The organism is Oenococcus kitaharae (assembly GCF_025758695.1).
Classification (GTDB): domain Bacteria; phylum Bacillota; class Bacilli; order Lactobacillales; family Lactobacillaceae; genus Oenococcus; species Oenococcus kitaharae_A.
Genome location: NZ_JANJQP010000001.1, coordinates 332,361 through 349,980, shown reverse-complemented (window position 1 = coordinate 349,980; position 17,620 = coordinate 332,361). Strand labels below are relative to the sequence as shown.

The following is a 17,620-nucleotide window of genomic DNA, read 5'->3' as shown; positions in this document are numbered from 1 at the left end:
ATGGAAATAGAATTTTTAGGAACAGGTGCCGGACAACCGAGTAAACAACGAAACGTCACGTCAATTGCGCTGCGTCTTTTAGACGAGAGAAATGAAGTTTGGCTGTTTGATGTCGGTGAAGCCACGCAGCATCAATTATTAAAATCAAATACAAGAGCGCGCAAGATCACGAAGATTTTTATCAGTCATATGCATGGCGACCATATTTTTGGTCTGCCGGGTTTTTTGACTTCGCGAAATTTTCAAGGATCCGAAGCAATTGATCAGGGCCGTCCCAGTGATTTGACCATTTATGGGCCAACTGGTTTGCGGCAATACGTTTTTTCTGCACTGAAAGCAGCACAAGTCCGTCTGCAGTACCGCGTGGATTTTGTCGAGGTGCATCCAGGCGTTGTTTTTCAAGATAAACAATTTTCAGTAACGGCTTTTGCGATGAACCACGGCATTGAAGATTATGCCTATCGGATTGTTGAAGCTGACGCGGTCGGCGAACTTCAGGTGGCTAAGCTATTAAACCTTGGCTTAAAATCCGGTCCCTTGTTTGGACAAATTAAAGCTGGCCAGGATATTAGCCTGCCCGACGGTCGCGTGTTGAAAAGTGCTGATTTCATCGGGCCTGATCGGCCTGGCAGGATTGTGACAATTGTTATGGATACTAAATCCAACCCAGCAATCATTGAAGCTGCCAAAAACGCCGACCTGCTGGTTCATGAATCGACCTATGATGGACAAAACACAGCCATGGCCAAAAAACACGGCCATTCCACTTGTGTCCAAGCGGCTGAAAATGCGAAAAAAGCTCAGGCTAAACATTTAATTTTGACGCATATTTCGGCACGCTACTTGGGCAGAGCCGCTGATAATTTATTGGATGAGGCCAGAGCTGTTTTTAAGAACACAGATCTTGCTCACGACTTAGCTGTCTTTCCGATTCCTGCTAAGGTCCCTGTCACGGAGAAATTGGTTAAAGCTCATGCTTGATAATCAATATCCTTGGGTCAAAAAAACAGTCGACAACGAGTTTGAAAATGCGGTGATGACGCATTTTTCATTCGATCAAGTGACCAGCCGGATTTTGGCCAGCCGTTTTTCTACGCTCAGTGATATTCATGATTTTTTGGCTGCAGACGCAGACGATTTGATTGCGCCTAGCCGATTGGCACAAATCGAGCAGCTGAAGACACGGTTGGATTTGGCCATCAGCCGTCACGAACAGATTGTCATTTATGGCGATTATGACGCGGACGGTATGACAAGTACGGCCATTTTATATGATTTGCTGAAATCCTTAGGTGCCAAAACTGATTACTATGTCCCAAATCGATTCAAAGATGGCTATGGCCCTAATCCGCTTGTTTATCAGCGTTTGATTGACGAAGGGGCTCAAGTTATTTTTGCAATTGATAATGGTATCAGCGGCAACCAAGCTGTTGATCTGGCTAATTCGCAAGGTGTCGATGTCTTGATTGCTGATCACCATCAGATTCCCGATCAGCTGCCGAATGCAAAAGTGATTATTCATCCTGACCTGTCTCCCGATTATCCTTTCAAAGGACTTTCAGCTGCTGGCCTTGCATACAAGATCGCCAGCTATTTGATTGGGCCGGAGAAGGCGGAGAAGTATCTGCCACTGACAACAATTGGAGAGATTGCTGATGTGATGCCCTTATTAGGTGAAAATCGTGCCATGATCAAAAAAGGGATTGCCTTGCTGAAATCCGGCAGCAATCCAGGACTGCAAAGCATCATGAAAAAGGCGGCCTTGCCCATTAAACATTTATCTGCTCAGGATATTGCTTTTAAAATTGCGCCGCGGCTGAACTCATTCGGACGCATGGCTGATGCCTCTATGGGTGTTGAGTTGTTAACAAGCCAGGATCCAACTATGATTGCAAAACTGACCAAAGAAGTTGAACGCTGTAATCAGAAAAGACGGACTGAGTCCGATAAAGTTTATGAGGCCGCTGCAAAACAAGTACATATGGACCGTTCCGATGTGATCGTTGCTGCTGGTGAGAATTGGCACGAAGGGGTCATTGGCATTGTTGCGGGCCGTTTAGCCCAACAATTCAACCGTCCGGCACTCGTTTTCTCAATTAAAGATGGCGTTGCCAAGGGATCCGGCCGGAGCTGCGGTGATTTTGATCTTTATACATTACTGGAAAAAGGCAAGAGTTTATATCTGTCTTTTGGTGGGCACAAACAAGCAGCGGGCCTCAGTTTGCCAGCAGTTGATTTACCCAGATTGGATCATATTTTAAATGACACCAGCTTTGATTTTCCGAAAGATAAAATCCTGCTTGATGCAGATATTGATGCCAAGCAGGTTTCGCTAGCCGCCTATCAGCGCCTCGAGAAATTAGCGCCTTTTGGCCAGGAAAATCCAGAACCTGTTTTTGAATTTCAGCATCTTCACCTGCAGAATATCCAAATTCTTGGTGCTGACAAAAAGCATTTCAAGCTGACTGTGAGTGATTTTCAGGGTGAGATATTATTTTTCAACCGCCCGGATCTGATTGGCAAATTACAAATTGGCGAAGCAATTGCCATTGTGGGGACACTTTCGGTCAATGAATGGCGCAACCATCAGACACTGCAGATTATCGCCAATGATATTCGTAGTGAAGAGGCGGTTCCAGATCGAAGCGTTTTCGCTCGCATTTATAGCTATTTTTCAACAAGAAATGTGACTTATTCACCAAATGATTTCTATCAAAAAGTTTTTTTGGAATTAGGATTTGTTAAAATTGTTAATGGCGTTGTTTTTGTTAATCCAAAAGCAAGGCATGCTGAATTATCTGAGTCTGACACATATCGAAAGCGAGCTGAAAATGGATATTGATTTACATGATTATATTGCGACCACACCGGATTTTCCGAAAAAGGGGATAATGTTTCGCGACATCAATCCACTAATCGGTAACGGTCCTGCCTACAAGCAAGCAATTGATCAGCTGATTAATTTCGCCAGCCCCTTAAAACCGGATATTATTTCTGGTCCAGAAGCACGAGGATTCGTGATTGGATCTCCGATGGCCTACGAGATGGGCATTGGCTTTGTACCGGCTAGAAAATATGGCAAACTGCCGCGCAAAGCAGTTAGTTCCAGTTACGGATTGGAATATGGCCACAGCGAGCTGCAGATGCATGTTGACGCAATCAAACCGGGACAGAGAGTTTTCGTTGTCGATGATCTCTTGGCGACTGGTGGTACGATTACAGCTACGATTGACCTCATTAGACAATTAGGCGGCATCGTTGTCGGTTGCGGATTCTTTATTGAACTCGAAGATCTGCACGGCCGCGAAAAAATCATGGAAACAGAAAACATCCCGTTCATCGCTTTATTGGAATATTGATTAATAAAACCAGCCATCAGGCTGGTTTTTTAGTACCCTAGATTACATGAAGATCATTGAATGCAAACTTGCTCATTATGAAGTACCGTTAAAAACCGTTTTCAAAACTGCTCTGCATGCCCAGAACAAAGCTAACGGCTGGATTGTCCGATTAAAATCAGACCAGAACCACGAGGGTTATGGGGAGGCGATTCCTTCCTTACGCGTGACAGGTGACAGCAATGCCAGTATTTTTGGTGTCTTAACGCAAGTTATTTTCCCAGCAATTGTGCAGCATGATTTTGAAAATATCGGCAAATTTGATGATTTCGTCAGCAAGCTGCTAATAGGCAATACAGCTGCTAAAAACGCAGTTAGTCAGGCGGCTTTGGACCTGATTATTAAAGACCGGCAGACGAGTCTGCAGCATTTTTTTGGCAGTCCGAAAACGCATATTACAACAGACTACACATTAAGTATTAATGATGAAAGCAGCATGGCAGCTCAAGCAGAAAAATTGATCAGAGCGGGTTTTTCGACTTTGAAAATCAAATTGGGCGACAGTCAGATTCAAGAAGAAGTTGCAAAGCTCCAGCAGCTGGCCAAGGAATTCCCCAAAGTTGTTTTTAGAATTGATGCCAATCAAGCTTGGAATATCGCTAAATCGCGTCAATTTGATCAATTGGCTGCTGCGGCTAACTTACCAATTGCTTGTATAGAACAACCTTTGCCGGTCGGCTATGAAGATGGCTATGCTGATCTAACCAGCAGCAGTCATTTTCCAATTATTTTAGATGAGTCGATTCATGATTTTAATGATGCCCGTAAATTACGTCCTGGGATTGATTTCACTGGTTATAACGTTAAATTGGAAAAAACCGCAGGTATTTCTCAAGCCAAGGCACTGCTGGATTATTCTGAATCGCTGGACCTGCCGATCATGGTCGGCTGCATGATTGAATCAAATATCGGCATTGCTTTTGCTGCGGCTATGGCGTCGTCCTATGCCAATGTCCGTTTTATTGATTTGGATTCCGCTCTGATGTTTCAGACGGAGATTTTTAAAGGCTGGCTGACAGATGAAGCCAATGGTTATCGTTTTAATGAGCAATTTGTGGCAAATGATGCTTTAAAGGAGTTGCCATGGCAATGAACTTTTCGCAAATCAGCCAGGAAATTGAAGATATTTTGGAAGGCGTCAGCCCGACGACCAATTTTTCTTTTTATTTGGCATTTGAAGATAAACAATTTACTTATCACGCTAACCGTACCCTGCCTAGTGCAAGCCTGATCAAACTCATGATTGCAGATTTTTACATGACACATTATTCTGAGCAGGAGTTGACCGAACAGACAACTAAATTAGATTCACTGATTTTTGGTGCAGGCATTACGTCAATTTTGCAGGCAGATAATTTTTCACTAGCGGATTTAATCACGATGATGCTAAGCCTGTCGGATAATCGCGCAGCCAATACTTTAATCGAATTTGCCGGTCTCGCGCCATTGCGCGATTGGATTAGCAGTCGTTATCCGAAAACCATTCTAGCGAGAAAATTTATGGATTTTAAAAATTCCGAAGATAATTTGACAAACGTCTATGATCTGGCCACCGCTTTGACCGCATTGATGCATTATCCTTTGACCAAGCGTGCACTTTTAAATCAGCAGTCTTTGGATAAATTTGAAATATCTTTTGCTGAATCCAGTGACCAGCGAGCCAAGTTTTACAATAAAAGTGGTGAGGATGACGGCATTGACCACGATGCGATTTTGTTTGAAAAGGGCAATCAGACAGCCACAATGATTTTAATGACCCAGTATGATTCCCAGCAGCAGAGCCGCCTTAGCATTATTAATCTGTTTTCCGAACTGGGTTCTTTAGTCTGGGCATCATTAAAATAGCTGCGGCGTATACTCAAGTTAAAAGTAATTTACAGTGAAAGAATATTTGTATGCCAAAAATTAAAATTGATCTTCCGCAGGAAGCTTATTTAAATAATCCCTTTTTGAGACTTGTGAATCGCCAACATCAATTGCGGTCTGAGCTGGTTTTTGATCGTTTTAAAATCGGCCGACAATCTTTTGACAAGGGCATTTTAGACAATCTGATGCATTTGATTAGTGATGCAGAACGGCATATGTTTAAAATCACACTGGTCTGCGGCTACAAATCTATTGCCCAGCAAAAACAGCGGTATGATCGACAAATCAGACTTTTGAAAAAACAAGGATTAACAAGCATCGAGGCAGCATCCGAGCTTTTGCAAACAATGCCCGAGCCTGGTGCTTCTGAACACCACACGGGATTGGCAGTCGATTTGATCGATAAAAGCTTTCTCGATGAAATGGGCGGCCTATCGGCAGCATCTGACCAGCTATCCTCGCAGCAGTGGCTGATCGCTAATTGCAGCAAGTATGGCTTTATTCTTCGCTTTCCAAAGGACAAAGAAGCTCAGACCGGTGTCGCATATAAATCTTGGCACTTTCGTTTTGTAGGGATTGAAAATGCTCGATATATGCAGGCATTAAATCTCAGTTTGGAAGAATTAATCACACTCTTAAAAAAGGAAAAAAGGGACAAATTAACGATCCCGACACAATATAACTCATGAAACATCGAACACAGATTCTTCATTTGAAAAACGGTTTTGATCTCTGGGGTGCCCGTTTTGGCAATCCTGATGCAAAAATAAAGATTCTCGCGCTGCACGGCGGGCCTGGCGATGATGCCAACGAGTTCATTCCCTGGGCTGACCAGCTGCAGGAATTTGGCGGTTTGGATGCTGAAATCTATGCTTATGAACAATTAGGATCCTTTCACAGCGAATCACCAGATTTTTCCAAGCAGACAGAAGTTGATAAATATTTGACACTAGACCGGTATGTTCAGGAAGTTGATGAAGTCAGGGCACTTTTCGGCCTAGATAATTTTTATCTGATTGGTCATTCTTGGGGCGGGATGCTGACTTACGAGTACATGCTGCGTCCGGATTTTGCCAAACATTTAAAGGCTGGGATTGTGTTTTCCATGACGGATAACATTGCCGATTATGTCGACCAGATTAATCAGGAACGTTTGGACATGTTTGGTGAACAAGAAGTAGCTTACATGCAGAGCATCGAAAAATCCGGTGATTTTGCCGATCAGCGTTATCACAAGGATTTGGTGGCGCTGTATAAAGCCTATTTGAACCGTGATCCGAACTATAATCCGGATCAGGGGATGGCGATGATGGCTGAACCTGTTTACAATCACTTTCAAGGTAATAATGAATTTGTCGTGACAGGTTCAATGAAGGGTTGGGATGTTTCTCAGCGCTTGGACGAGATTAATTTGCCCGTCTTATTGACTTTCGGCGAATACGATACAATGCCGATTGCTTCGGTAAAGAAATCGCTGGCACATCTCAAGCATGGTCGTCTGGCAGTGACAAAAGACGGTGGTCATTCGCATGCGCAAGATCATCCAGCAGAATTTTTTAAGCATTTAGGCGCATTTATCAGAGAGGTGGAGGTTGACAATGTCTGAAATGGCTTTTATTGAAGAAAATCATGATGCTTGGCTGACAGATTTAAAGGAACTATTAGCTATTAATTCGATTCGTGATGATCAGCACGCCGATCAAGCGCATCCTTTTGGCCCCGGCCCGAAAGCCGCACTAGATAAGATGCTCACATTTGCTAAAAGAGATGGTTTTGATCGCACCGGCAATGTGGCAAACAAAGCTGGTTATATCGAAATCGGGCCAAAGGATGCCAAGCAAACCGTCGGAATTTTAATTCACGTGGACGTTGTCCCTGTTGACCGCGAATTATGGGATAGCGATCCTTTTGTGCCGAAAATTGTCGGTAGTCGTCTTTATGCCCGTGGCGCTGATGATATGAAGGGCTCGGATATGCTGGTTTATTATGCCTTAAAAGCCTTAAAGGATCAGGCTGGTCAATTTAAAAACAAAGTGCGTCTGATTATCGGCACGGACGAAGAAAACGACTGGGATGATATGGCCAGCTATTTTGCTGCTGAAGGCCGGCCGGATTTAGGTTTTTCACCAGATGGTGATTTTATTGTCGAGAATGCTGAAAAAGGCATAGCGCATTTGGATCTTTTGTCTGATAGCGACTCGATTCAGACAGACAAAAATGAACCGCAATTACTGTCTTTTCAAGCTGGTAAAGCATCTAATATCGTTCCAGGCGTTGCTACTGCTGATGTCCTTAATTTAGATGCGGCCACAGTGCAGATCGATTTTCAGAAATTCTTGGCTGATCAAGGTATCACTGGCAGTTTGACCCAAGAAGGAACAAACAGTCATTTTGTGTTAAACGGTTTTTCGGTACACGGTTCTGTGCCTGATGAGGGTAAAAACGCAGCAACATATTTGGCTTTGTTTCTTAGCCAATATTCGTTTGAAAAGACGGCGGCGCGCTGGCTGGATTTTCTCGGCCATGTTCTGCATCAAGATTATTTTGGCGAACAGCTGGGTATCGGGGTCACAACCAAAGACATGGGTAAGACCACTCTGAATGCCGGTATCATCGACTGGCAAGCCGGTCATCAAGCGGCCATTAACTTGAATTTGCGTTATCCGGTTGGCTTTCATGAACACGAGGCTGCCCGTCTGGTGTCCGACCGTTTTCCTTGGATCACTACAAAAGCAGAAGGAGACGGTATGGCCCCGCATCTGTTATCAAGTCAAGATCCGGTCGTCACGAGCCTGCTTCGTATTTACAAAGAGGTGACTGGCAAAGAGACGCATCTAAATGTTTCGGCTGGTGCTTCTTTTGGCCGCCTGATGCCGCGAGGGGTTTGCTATGGGACGCGTTTTATCGGACAATCATCGACTGCACATCAAAAAAATGAATATTTTCATCTGTCGAACTACGAGCCAGCCATGAAAATTCTGATTCGCTCCATCAAGGCCTTAGCCATGCTGGACTAATTTGTGAGATTGTGAATTAGCTTTTGATAAATTGGACTAAAATAGAAATGATTATAAGGTTTAATTGATTTGGAGCGGTTTCTCAGCTTTTAGGTCAATCCTGCAAATCAAAAATCTTGGGATTTTATCATGGAGACGAGTTTATGAAAAAAATTGTTGTCTTGGGTGCAGGCTATGCCGGATTACGTACGGTTAAAGAGCTGATACGGTTAAAGGCGGATGCCCAAATCGTTTTGGTAAACAAAAATGATTACCACTACGAATCAACACAATTGCACGAAATTGCGGCCGGTACAAAAGAACCTGATGATATTACCTTTAAAATTATGGATGTTATCAGTCCAAAAGTTCATTTTGTTAAGGACGAAGTACTGAAGATCAATCGTTCAAAACGGCAGGTTCAGCTAAAAAATTCTCAAGCCATCAGCTATGACTACCTGGTTAATTGTTTGGGATTTGAATCGGAGACTTTTGGCATTAAAGGGGCTGACGAATTTGGTTTGCCTTTGATCGATGTGCCATCAGCTTTAGCGGCTAGGAAACATCTTGAAAAGACGCTTGCCAACTACAGCAAAAGTCAGGATGAGAACGATTTACATATTATTGTCTGTGGTGCAGGCTTTACTTCAATTGAATATTTGGGTGAACTGGTCTATCGTCTGCCCGAACTAATTAAAAAATACGATTTGCCAAAGGACAAAATCAAGATTTATTGTGTTGAGGCTGGACCAAAGATTCTGCCTATGCTGCGTCCCAACCTTGCAAAATATGCGATTGATTACTTGGAAAAACACGGTGTTGAAATTCATACGAACACACCAATTACTGAGATTACGGCCAATAGTGTCTTAAGCAAGGATCTGAGTTTTACTGCTAACACCATTATCTGGACGACCGGTGTCAAGGGCAGCCACGTCATCGCCGATTCTGGCTACCAGCAGCACCGCAATCGTGTGGCTGTGTCGACTGATTTGTCATTGCCTGATGATACAAATGAGTTTGTGATCGGGGATGTTTCAGCTGTGCCAAGTCCCGATGGCCGTTTTTATCCGACTACTGGACAGATCTCGATTGCAGAAGCGACGCTTGCAGCTAAAAATATTGTGGCCAAGCTGCAAGGAAAACCGACTACGCCCTTTGTCTTCAATAATCTCGGTACTGTCTGCTCTTTGGGACCCTTCAACGGTGTTGCCGAACTGCTATTGGCCGGCCATTGGCACTTAAAGGGCCTAAAAGTCGCACCTTTGAAGCGCATTGTCAATGATCGCTCGGTACTGGAATTAGCACATTTTAAGACGATGCTGGAGAGCAAATAAAGAGAAGGGAAGCCGAATCATATGTCTTATGTCCTCATGAATGTTATCTCGCTCTCACGTTTTCAATTCGCGATGACGACCTTGTTTCATTTTTTGTACGTACCGCTTTCGATGGGTCTTGGGTTAATTGTTGCCATCATGGAGACGGCTTACGTCCACACTAAGAAACCCGTCTATTTAAAAATGACAAAGTTTTGGAGCAAAATTTTTCTTTTGAGTTTTGCTGTTGGCGTTGTCACAGGGATTATCCAGGAATTCCAGTTTGGGATGAACTGGTCCAATTATTCTCGTTTTATGGGCGATATTTTCGGCGCCCCACTCGCGATTGAAGCCTTATTGGCTTTCTTTTTGGAGTCGACGATGCTGGGTGTATGGATGTTTACTTGGGATAAATTCAAACCTGGCCTGCATGCCTTATTCATGTGGCTGACTTGGATCGGCTCTGTTTTGTCTGCTTTATGGATTTTGGCTGCCAATAGTTTTATGCAGCATCCGACCGGCTTTATGATTAATCGTGTGACTGGCCATGTTCGGTTGGTTAATTTTTGGTCGGTTCTGGCTAATCCACAGCTTTGGCGGGAATTTCCACATGTTGTTTTTGCCTCCTTCACGACTGGCGCAATGGTGGTCGCTGGCATGGCTGCCTTTGGCCTGCTTTGGAAACAGAATCATGATTTTCATATAAAATCCCTTCGAATTGCTTTGCTGGTCGGTTTGATTTCTTCTGGACTCGCCGTTGCCACGGGTGATATGCAGACGCAGTTTATTATTAAAGACCAACCAATGAAGTTTGCTGCCACAGAAGCAGTTTACAAAGATACTGGCAGTCCCGCCCCTTGGCGGGTTATTGCCTTGATTGATACAAAGAAAAAAGCAGTCAACCCGTCGATTGATGTGCCATACATGCTTTCTTTGCTGTCGTATCACAAATTGACGGGTTCTGTGACCGGTATGAATTCGGTCAGCCGAGAGCTGCATGCTAAGTATGACAAAAAATTCGGTAAAAACATGGATTACTACGTCCCAGTGAAAACACTTTTCTGGAGTTTTCGTGTCATGGCCGGAGGCGGCATGCTGGTCTTTTTGATCAGTTTGCTAGGACTTTTCTTTAGCCGTGCCAAAAAAGATTTGTTGTCAAAAAGTAAATGGATGCTATGGGTTTTGGGCATCATGACTTTTGTGCCCTTTGTCGTTAACAGCTGCGGTTGGATTATTACGGAAATGGGCCGTTATCCATGGGTTGTATATGGGCTGCAGACAATTGCCGATGCCGTTTCACCAACAAGCACCGTAGGAGCCTTGCTCTTTACGAATATTGTTTATTTCCTGCTCTTTTCATTTATTGGTGCGTTTATGTTTTATTACGCAAGGAAAACGCTGATCGATGGGCCGGATAAAGAGGAAGATGAGGATAGCGCTTATGCGCAGCCAGTGGATCCGCTTGATAAGGAGGCTTTTAACTCATGACATTTTTACAAATTCTATGGTTTGTCGTGATCGGCATCCTGTTTGCGGGGTTTATCTTTTTTGAAGGCTTTGATTTCGGGATCGGGATGGCAACTCGCTTCTTCGCAGTGGATGACCAAGAACGCCAACAAGTTTTACGGTCGGTTGCGCCGCATTGGGATGGCAACGAAGTCTGGCTGATCACAGCCGGCGGAGCTATGTTTGCCTCTTTTCCACTATGGTATGCAAGCCTATTTTCAGGTTATTACATTCTCTTGTTTTTGATCTTGATCGCATTGATTTTCCGAGGCGTGTCCTTTGAGTTCGGCGTTCATGCACAGACAAAATTTGAACGGTCGACTTGGCTTTGGGCTAATTTTATCGGCTGCTTGTTTGCACCTTTTTTGCTGGGCATGATGCTGACTAGTATGATTCAAGGCGTCCCGATGGATGCACAAGGGAACGTCTGGGCTGGATTTGGTGTCGTCGTTAATTGGCTATCGGTCGTTGGCGGCTTAGCAGTGACATATTTGTGTTTTATCCATGGCCTGAATTATTTGAGTTTGAAAACGAAAAACGACCTGCATGCGCGTGCGATGAATATGGCGGATAAGCTGTACTGGCTGGTTTACCCGGTATTGGTACTTTTTGCCTTACTCGCTATTTTTCAAACTGATTTCTTTGCCCGCCATGCGATTAGCAGTAGCGTCATCCTAATTGTGATTGTGCTGCTGACGGTTTGGGGTCATATTAGCGCGCGTTTCGGTCATAGTGGGCATGCCTTTCTGGCCTCGGGTTTAAGTCTAATTTTGATTATGGCTTTTATATTTAACGGCATTTTCCCTCGGGTCATGATTGCAACGCAAAGCAAAAACGACCTCTTAATCCACAATGCTTCTGCGTCGCCATTAACGCTGGACATCATGACTGGTGTACTGCTTGTATTGCTGCCGATTGTTCTGATTTATTTCGCTTGGAGTTATTGGATTCAGCGTCGGACCAAGGTAGATTTGGCAAATGGGAGCGAGACCTACTAGGCCGCTTTTACATGATTGATGAGCATCTTTGGAAACTGCCTGGGATTAAACGCTGCCTGATCTATTCGACCGTTTATGCCCTCTTAAAGGGGCTGGCAATTGTTGGACAAGCAGCGTTTTTAACACAGGCACTGACAGCCGCTTGGCGCTTGCAGATCAATTCAGCCTGGTATTTTGCCACGCTGTTTTTTTTCATTTTTTTCTGTCTGCGCCAATTCTTTGACTGGTTGCAAACACGACAATTAAGCAGTTTTGCGGCAAAAGCAGCCTATTATTTGAAACAACAAATCGATGCCAAAATTCTGCTTCAAGGACCAGCAATCGTTGATCATTTGGGCAGCGGTAATTTGCTGACTTTAAGCTATGAACGGGTCGACCAAATCAGAATTTATCTGGAAACGATTTTGGCACGGTTTACAGACTTGATGACCATTCCCTGGCTGATTCTGATCTATGTTTTTTGGCAGAATTGGCAGAGCGGTCTGATTTTATTTTGTTCTTTGCCTCTGATTGTATTTTTCATGATAATTTTAGGTTTGGCGGCTCAAAAAAAAGCTGATGCCCAATATGCTGACTTTGCCGCTTTGAATAATCATTTTCTTGACGCAGTTCGCGGACTGGAGACATTGAAGATGCTGGCTGTTAGTCAAAAATACAGTCAAAGTGTTAAAACAGCTAGCGAAGACTACCGCAAAAAAACAATGTCTGTCCTACAAGTGGCGTTCACATCTTCTTTTGCCTTAGATTTTTTTACAACATTATCCATCGCGATTGAAGCGGTCATGTTAGGGATTGCTTTAATTAATCGGCAGCTGCCCTTGGCGCCAGCTCTGGCAGTTTTGATCGTTTCCCCAGATTTCTTTTTGCCGCTGCGCCAATTTGGTGAGGATTATCATGCTAATTTAGACGGTAAGAATGCACTCCATGAATTGTCCGCACTTTTAGAAATGCAGGCACCAAAGAGAATAGTGATGCGGCCAGCTGATTGGTCACAAGAATCGCAATTAAGTCTGTCTCATTTGTCCTATCGCTATGCTGAAAATGCTGATGCAGTCCAAGATCTTAATTTGACGATTCACGGTTTTTCTAAAATCGCAATTGTCGGGATGTCCGGGGCAGGGAAGTCGACGTTACTGAATCTCTTGGCTGGTTTTTTACAGCCGGATCAGCCAAATCCTGCATTTAATCTGGATGGCCAATCGCTAATGAGCTTGAATGCTGACAGTTGGCAAAAGCAATTGAGTTACATGCCGCAGAACCCTTATCTGTTTTCGGCAAGCATTGAAAAAAATATCGCTTTCTATGATCCACAAGCAAGCCGTCAACGTATTCTGGCAGCAGCAGATCAAGCAGGCTTAAGTCCGTTTCTGGAAAACCTCCCAAATGGCTTAGACACCCAAGTGGGAGAGTCTCATCGAGGTATTAGCGGCGGGCAGGCACAGCGAATTGTTTTGGCGCGGGCTTTATTGGATCCCAAACGGCGTATCTGGTTAATGGATGAACCGAGTGCCCACCTCGATATTGAAAGCGAATATGCATTGAAACAAACGATTCTGCCACTGACCGATCATCGATTGCTGATCTTAGCCACTCATCGTCTGCATTGGCTGAAACAAATGGACTGGATTGTCGTGATGAAAGCCGGCCGCATTGTGCAGCAGGGAAGGCTGGACGATCTCATCAATCAGCCTGGTGAGTTAAAAAATATGTCTGACAGTTTGGCGACGGAAGGAGATTTGCATGCGGCAGCGGATATCTAAAACGATGCGTTTATTAAAACAAGACCACTGGTTCATTCAATATCTCAAAAAGGATCGATTGCGCCTTGGCCTCCTTTTACTGATTGCATTGATGACCGTTTTTTGTGCGATGGCGCTCATGTTTACCTCGGGATTTTTAATTAGTAAATCCGCACGTCACCCCTATAATCTTTTTGTTGTCTATGTACCGGTTGTTCTGACGCGGGCTTTTGGTATAGGAAGACCAGTGTTCAAATATTTCGAGCGGCTTGAAAGTCACGACTGGGTTCTGCGGATCGTTTCCAAATTACGTTCCGATCTCTACAGTCGCTTGGAAAGACAAGGGTCATTTTTGTCGCGGCATTTTCAAACTGGCCGTTTATTAGGCTTATTTGCCGATGATTTGGATCATTTAGAGAACTTTTACCTGCGAACGATTTTCCCAATCAGCATTGCTTACCTGCTTTTCTTTCTGCTGGCAGCTGTCATGGCTGTTGTTGACTGGCGCTGGGCAATATTAGTCGTTTGTTTGATGCTGATTGTCTTGCTGCTTTTGCCAATGGTCGCTTTGTCCTTAGCGTGGGAAAAAGATCAGCAGGAAAAATCTTTAACTAAAAAACAGTATCAAGACTCGGCAGAGGCACTTTTTGGATTGACTGATTGGCAGATTTCTGGGCATCGAGCAGATTTTTTGCAAACAGTTGGCCGGGGAAATCAACAGTTAAGCAGAATTAAAAACAGTAATGACCAGCACCAGAATAATATGAAGCTGCTTTCAGAACTGTTTTTTGCTTTAGCTGCTCTGACACTTTTGTTTTGGAGCAGTCAGCATCTCACCAACAGCCAAAATACCGCCAATTTTGCTGCCTCAGTCATTCTGGCTTTCTTTCCTTTGATGGATACCTTTGTGCCAGCCGTTAAAGCTGCAGCTGATCTGCCTTTGTATTTTTCATCGTTAAACAGCTTGAATCAGCTTAGCCGGCAAACGATGCGGCCTGCAGCCGTCACACAATCCAATAAATCTCATTTTGACAAAATTTGTTTTCAAAATGTTTCTTTTACATACGGCGATGAAAAAAATCCTTTACTTGATCATTTTTCCTTAACCATTAATCGTGGCGAAAAAATTGCGATTCTAGGTCCTAGCGGTGAAGGCAAAACGACCTTATTGCAGCTTTTGATCGGTGATTTACAAGCTGACCAAGGTGAAATAAGTTTTGATGAAGTTCCGGTCGACCAGCTGCAGCAAAAACGTGCTGCAAATTTTGCTTATCTCAATCAAGCACCCTTTATTTTCAACAGCACAATTTTAAATAATGTTCGATTAGGTAACGAACAAGCCGATGACCAGCAGGTCATTAAAGCTCTGGACCAAGCTGGTTTGACAGATTTGATTCAGCAATTACCTGCAGGAATCGAAACTCAAGTGGGTGAGAGCGGCCATTTACTGTCTGGCGGTCAGCGGCAGCGAATCGCCTTGGCACGTATCTTGTTAAAAGATGCGCCAATTCTGCTCTTGGATGAACCGACGCTGGGTCTTGACCCGATCACTGAACACAGTTTGATGCAGACGATTTTTCGCAATCAAAAAGACAAGACAATGTTTTGGATTACACACCATTTAGCAGGTCTTGAAAAAGTCGATCGGATCATCTTTTTAGAGAAAGGCAAAGCAGCCATGTCTGGCAGTCCACGAAGCCTTTATGAGACCGAACCGCGTTTTAAAAAACTCTACGATTTAGATTTGGGCAGAATCTAACTGAGATTGGATTTGTTTGATCAATTTTTGCAATTCTTTGATCTCATCTTCCGGCTGAAAGAAATCAAGATTTTTTTGAGCTTCTAAGAGGAAATGCTGGCAAATTTCCCGGCTGCTTTGAAAATATTCTGAATGGCTTTGGAAAAATCCGATCACTTGATTAAGACCGGGATGGTCGTTTTTTAAAATTGCCTGAAAATCAGCATCAGCTAAAGCTAAGATAATCGGGAGTGTGTAGACACCCTCTTTGAGATCTTCGAACTTGGGCTTGCCGGTCTTTGCGGTCATATCCAAATCCTGCAGATCATCGATCATCTGAAAAGCCATGCCGAGATTTTCGCCGAATTGATATGCCGCCTGAAAAGTCGTCTTGGCATCTTGCAAATGCTGAATACCAGATCCTAGCCAGAGGCCCGATACAGCCGACAGACTGAATAGGGCAGCTGTTTTACCTTGAATGGCTTGATAATAATCAGCTAACTGGATATTTTGATTGAAGCGCATACGATCTTGAATCAATTCGCCGGAAAGAATTTTTTCCATCATATCTGCGTGATAGCGGATAAAATCGTTTGACGGGGAAACCGCAATCAACAGCTGAAAATATTTTGTAAAAAGCTGATCACCAAGATAAATGGTGTCTTTATTGCCAAAAAAATGCTGTAAGGTCGTTAATCCGCGACGCTGATCAGCATCATCAACCACGTCGTCGTGGACTAAAGTCGCTAGGTGCAGGACTTCGATGGCGGCTGCGCCTTGATGAACATCTGCTAGAGTGGCTCGATTAAGACCGTTTGAAAGGTGCAGGCCATAGCGTCCAAAAAGGTTGGCAAGTGTGGCACGCAGCATTTTGCCATTCTGTTTGAGCATGTTTTCGACTTTATCCTGATAAGGCTTAATTGGAAAACGCTGTTTGGCCAATATATCTCTGACTGCTTTTGCATCCTGGCTGGCAAAATGATATCCCTGAAAAAGTGTTGCCATGTTTCTCCTTACTTTTACTAGTTGGGCTGCATTTGAACAAAGCAGTAATTTCTAGTACTATCTTACCCGAGTCGCGGCAGGCTGTCTAATATAATAGTCATGAGGCGTAGAGATATGAATTTGAAAGTTTTTTTGGAATTAGTTGAGATTAAAGCCAAGACGGCCAGCATTTTTCCTTTTTTGCTGGGCCTTTTGTACAGCATTTATCATTTCAAGCAGGTCAATTTAATCAGCTCGCTGATATTTTTTATTGCCATGCTGCTGTTTAATATGGCAGTCGACATCAATGACAATTATCAGGATTATAAACGAGCACAGCGTCATCATGCTGATGAGTTTCGTCTGAAAACCAATGTGATTGGTGTCAATCATTTGTCCATCAAAGCCGTTGGCAGATTAATGGTCAGTTTTGTCACGATAAGTGCCCTGCTGGGTATTTGGCTGGTCAGCAGGTCTGGCTGGCTGCTGTTGATTCTGGGGATTTTTTGTTTTGCCGTCGGCTATTTATATGCAGGAGGCGCCAAACCCTTGTCGGCATTGCCACTAGGCGAATTCTTTTCAGGATTTACAATGGGCTATATGATTTTTTTAATCACGCTTTATTTGAATTTGGCACCGCAAAAATCGCTAAGCTGGCTGATTGTGTGGCAGGCGTTTTTGCCGATTGGTTTGCTTGCTTTGGCGATTGCGGCGTTGCTTCTGGCAAACAATATTTGTGATCAGAAAGAAGATTTGGCTTTAAATCGCCGGACGATTGTTTATTATCTTGGCAAACGGCGAGCACTGATTCTCTTTAATCTTTTATATTTACTGGGGTTTGTTTCTCTTATCTGTGCTGTTTGGCTGAATCTACTGCCGAAAATGTCTTTGCTGACCCTGCTTGTGATCCCGATTATTTGGCGCAACCTCAAAGCTTTTAATGCAAAACAAGTCAAAAAGGAGACATTCATCCTAGCAGTGAAAAATCTCTTGGCTCTGTCCTTAAGCTGTACTGTTGCTGTCGCACTAGGCGTTTTGCTGCACATATAAAAAAGCACCCCAGATAGCGGTGCTTTTAT

At 43.7% G+C, this 17,620-nt stretch carries 15 protein-coding genes; 14 read left to right on the top strand and 1 reads right to left on the bottom strand.

All coding sequences use genetic code 11. The features are described 5' to 3' along the window. The 13 genes from rnz (at position 1) to cydC (ending at position 15,578) form a co-directional block, all read left to right on the top strand. Positions 1-981 carry a ribonuclease Z gene (gene rnz, locus NRF22_RS01790; RefSeq protein WP_263778944.1) on the top strand — a complete coding sequence of 327 codons (981 nt, stop codon included), beginning with the start codon at positions 1-3 and terminating at the stop codon, positions 979-981. Further along, positions 974-2,842 carry a single-stranded-DNA-specific exonuclease RecJ gene (recJ, locus tag NRF22_RS01785; protein WP_263778943.1) on the top strand — a complete coding sequence of 623 codons (1,869 nt, stop codon included), beginning with the start codon at positions 974-976 and terminating at the stop codon, positions 2,840-2,842. Before rnz ends, recJ begins: the two co-directional genes overlap by 8 nt. Beyond that, on the top strand, positions 2,832-3,359 hold the full coding sequence (locus NRF22_RS01780) for an adenine phosphoribosyltransferase (protein WP_007746406.1): 528 nt from the start codon (positions 2,832-2,834) through the stop codon (positions 3,357-3,359). The genes recJ and NRF22_RS01780 overlap by 11 nt, the downstream gene beginning before the upstream one ends. 46 nt (positions 3,360-3,405) lie before the next feature. Then, entirely contained in the window at positions 3,406-4,491 is a 1,086-nt protein-coding gene (locus NRF22_RS01775) for a dipeptide epimerase (RefSeq protein WP_263778942.1), read from the top strand. Beyond that, a complete protein-coding gene (locus NRF22_RS01770; RefSeq protein WP_263778941.1) occupies positions 4,482-5,243 on the top strand; it encodes a serine hydrolase in 762 nt (253 codons plus the stop codon). Before NRF22_RS01775 ends, NRF22_RS01770 begins: the two co-directional genes overlap by 10 nt. A gap of 50 nt (positions 5,244-5,293) precedes the next feature. Further along, positions 5,294-5,953 (top strand): M15 family metallopeptidase, encoded by a 660-nt coding sequence (locus NRF22_RS01765; protein WP_263778940.1) that lies wholly within the window; start codon positions 5,294-5,296, stop codon positions 5,951-5,953. Next, complete coding sequence (locus NRF22_RS01760; protein WP_263778939.1) at positions 5,950-6,870, top strand: proline iminopeptidase-family hydrolase; 921 nt, start codon at positions 5,950-5,952, stop codon at positions 6,868-6,870. Before NRF22_RS01765 ends, NRF22_RS01760 begins: the two co-directional genes overlap by 4 nt. Further along, positions 6,863-8,281: a dipeptidase PepV gene (gene pepV, locus NRF22_RS01755; RefSeq protein WP_263778937.1), complete on the top strand. Its 1,419-nt coding sequence runs from the start codon at positions 6,863-6,865 to the stop codon at positions 8,279-8,281. The genes NRF22_RS01760 and pepV overlap by 8 nt, the downstream gene beginning before the upstream one ends. 143 nt (positions 8,282-8,424) lie before the next feature. After that, on the top strand, positions 8,425-9,597 hold the full coding sequence (locus NRF22_RS01750) for an NAD(P)/FAD-dependent oxidoreductase (protein WP_263778936.1): 1,173 nt from the start codon (positions 8,425-8,427) through the stop codon (positions 9,595-9,597). A gap of 21 nt (positions 9,598-9,618) precedes the next feature. Continuing rightward, on the top strand, positions 9,619-11,064 hold the full coding sequence (locus tag NRF22_RS01745) for a cytochrome ubiquinol oxidase subunit I (RefSeq protein WP_263778935.1): 1,446 nt from the start codon (positions 9,619-9,621) through the stop codon (positions 11,062-11,064). Continuing rightward, positions 11,061-12,080 (top strand): cytochrome d ubiquinol oxidase subunit II, encoded by a 1,020-nt coding sequence (cydB, locus tag NRF22_RS01740; protein ID WP_263778933.1) that lies wholly within the window; start codon positions 11,061-11,063, stop codon positions 12,078-12,080. The genes NRF22_RS01745 and cydB overlap by 4 nt, the downstream gene beginning before the upstream one ends. Before the next feature lie 11 nt (positions 12,081-12,091). Then, positions 12,092-13,840, top strand: a complete 1,749-nt coding sequence (gene cydD / locus NRF22_RS01735; RefSeq protein ID WP_263778932.1) for a thiol reductant ABC exporter subunit CydD — start codon at positions 12,092-12,094, stop codon at positions 13,838-13,840. Then, the gene (gene cydC / locus NRF22_RS01730; protein WP_263778931.1) at positions 13,821-15,578 is read left to right on the top strand and encodes a thiol reductant ABC exporter subunit CydC; all 1,758 of its coding nucleotides are present in this window, start codon (positions 13,821-13,823) and stop codon (positions 15,576-15,578) included. The genes cydD and cydC overlap by 20 nt, the downstream gene beginning before the upstream one ends. On the opposite strand, the gene NRF22_RS01725 is transcribed toward cydC, so the two are convergent. Then, the gene (locus NRF22_RS01725; RefSeq protein WP_263778930.1) at positions 15,558-16,562 is read right to left on the bottom strand and encodes a polyprenyl synthetase family protein; all 1,005 of its coding nucleotides are present in this window, start codon (positions 16,560-16,562) and stop codon (positions 15,558-15,560) included. The two genes, cydC and NRF22_RS01725, sit on opposite strands and share 21 nt — an antisense overlap. A gap of 114 nt (positions 16,563-16,676) precedes the next feature. Here NRF22_RS01725 and NRF22_RS01720 point away from each other — a divergent pair, with 114 nt between their 5' ends. Further along, positions 16,677-17,591, top strand: coding sequence for a 1,4-dihydroxy-2-naphthoate polyprenyltransferase (locus NRF22_RS01720; protein WP_263778929.1), 915 nt, complete (start codon positions 16,677-16,679; stop codon positions 17,589-17,591). Positions 17,592-17,620 lie beyond the last annotated feature (29 nt).

Bases quoted from the DNA above. Each gene is read 5' to 3' on its own strand.
- rnz (WP_263778944.1), top strand. From the start codon at position 1: ATGGAAATAGAATTTTTAGGAACAGGTGCCGGACAACCGAGTAAACAA.
- recJ (WP_263778943.1), top strand. From the start codon at position 974: ATGCTTGATAATCAATATCCTTGGGTCAAAAAAACAGTCGACAACGAG.
- NRF22_RS01780 (WP_007746406.1), top strand. From the start codon at position 2,832: ATGGATATTGATTTACATGATTATATTGCGACCACACCGGATTTTCCG.
- NRF22_RS01775 (WP_263778942.1), top strand. From the start codon at position 3,406: ATGAAGATCATTGAATGCAAACTTGCTCATTATGAAGTACCGTTAAAA.
- NRF22_RS01770 (WP_263778941.1), top strand. From the start codon at position 4,482: ATGGCAATGAACTTTTCGCAAATCAGCCAGGAAATTGAAGATATTTTG.
- NRF22_RS01765 (WP_263778940.1), top strand. From the start codon at position 5,294: ATGCCAAAAATTAAAATTGATCTTCCGCAGGAAGCTTATTTAAATAAT.
- NRF22_RS01760 (WP_263778939.1), top strand. From the start codon at position 5,950: ATGAAACATCGAACACAGATTCTTCATTTGAAAAACGGTTTTGATCTC.
- pepV (WP_263778937.1), top strand. From the start codon at position 6,863: ATGTCTGAAATGGCTTTTATTGAAGAAAATCATGATGCTTGGCTGACA.
- NRF22_RS01750 (WP_263778936.1), top strand. From the start codon at position 8,425: ATGAAAAAAATTGTTGTCTTGGGTGCAGGCTATGCCGGATTACGTACG.
- NRF22_RS01745 (WP_263778935.1), top strand. From the start codon at position 9,619: ATGTCTTATGTCCTCATGAATGTTATCTCGCTCTCACGTTTTCAATTC.
- cydB (WP_263778933.1), top strand. From the start codon at position 11,061: ATGACATTTTTACAAATTCTATGGTTTGTCGTGATCGGCATCCTGTTT.
- cydD (WP_263778932.1), top strand. From the start codon at position 12,092: ATGATTGATGAGCATCTTTGGAAACTGCCTGGGATTAAACGCTGCCTG.
- cydC (WP_263778931.1), top strand. From the start codon at position 13,821: ATGCGGCAGCGGATATCTAAAACGATGCGTTTATTAAAACAAGACCAC.
- NRF22_RS01725 (WP_263778930.1), bottom strand. From the start codon at position 16,562: ATGGCAACACTTTTTCAGGGATATCATTTTGCCAGCCAGGATGCAAAA.
- NRF22_RS01720 (WP_263778929.1), top strand. From the start codon at position 16,677: ATGAATTTGAAAGTTTTTTTGGAATTAGTTGAGATTAAAGCCAAGACG.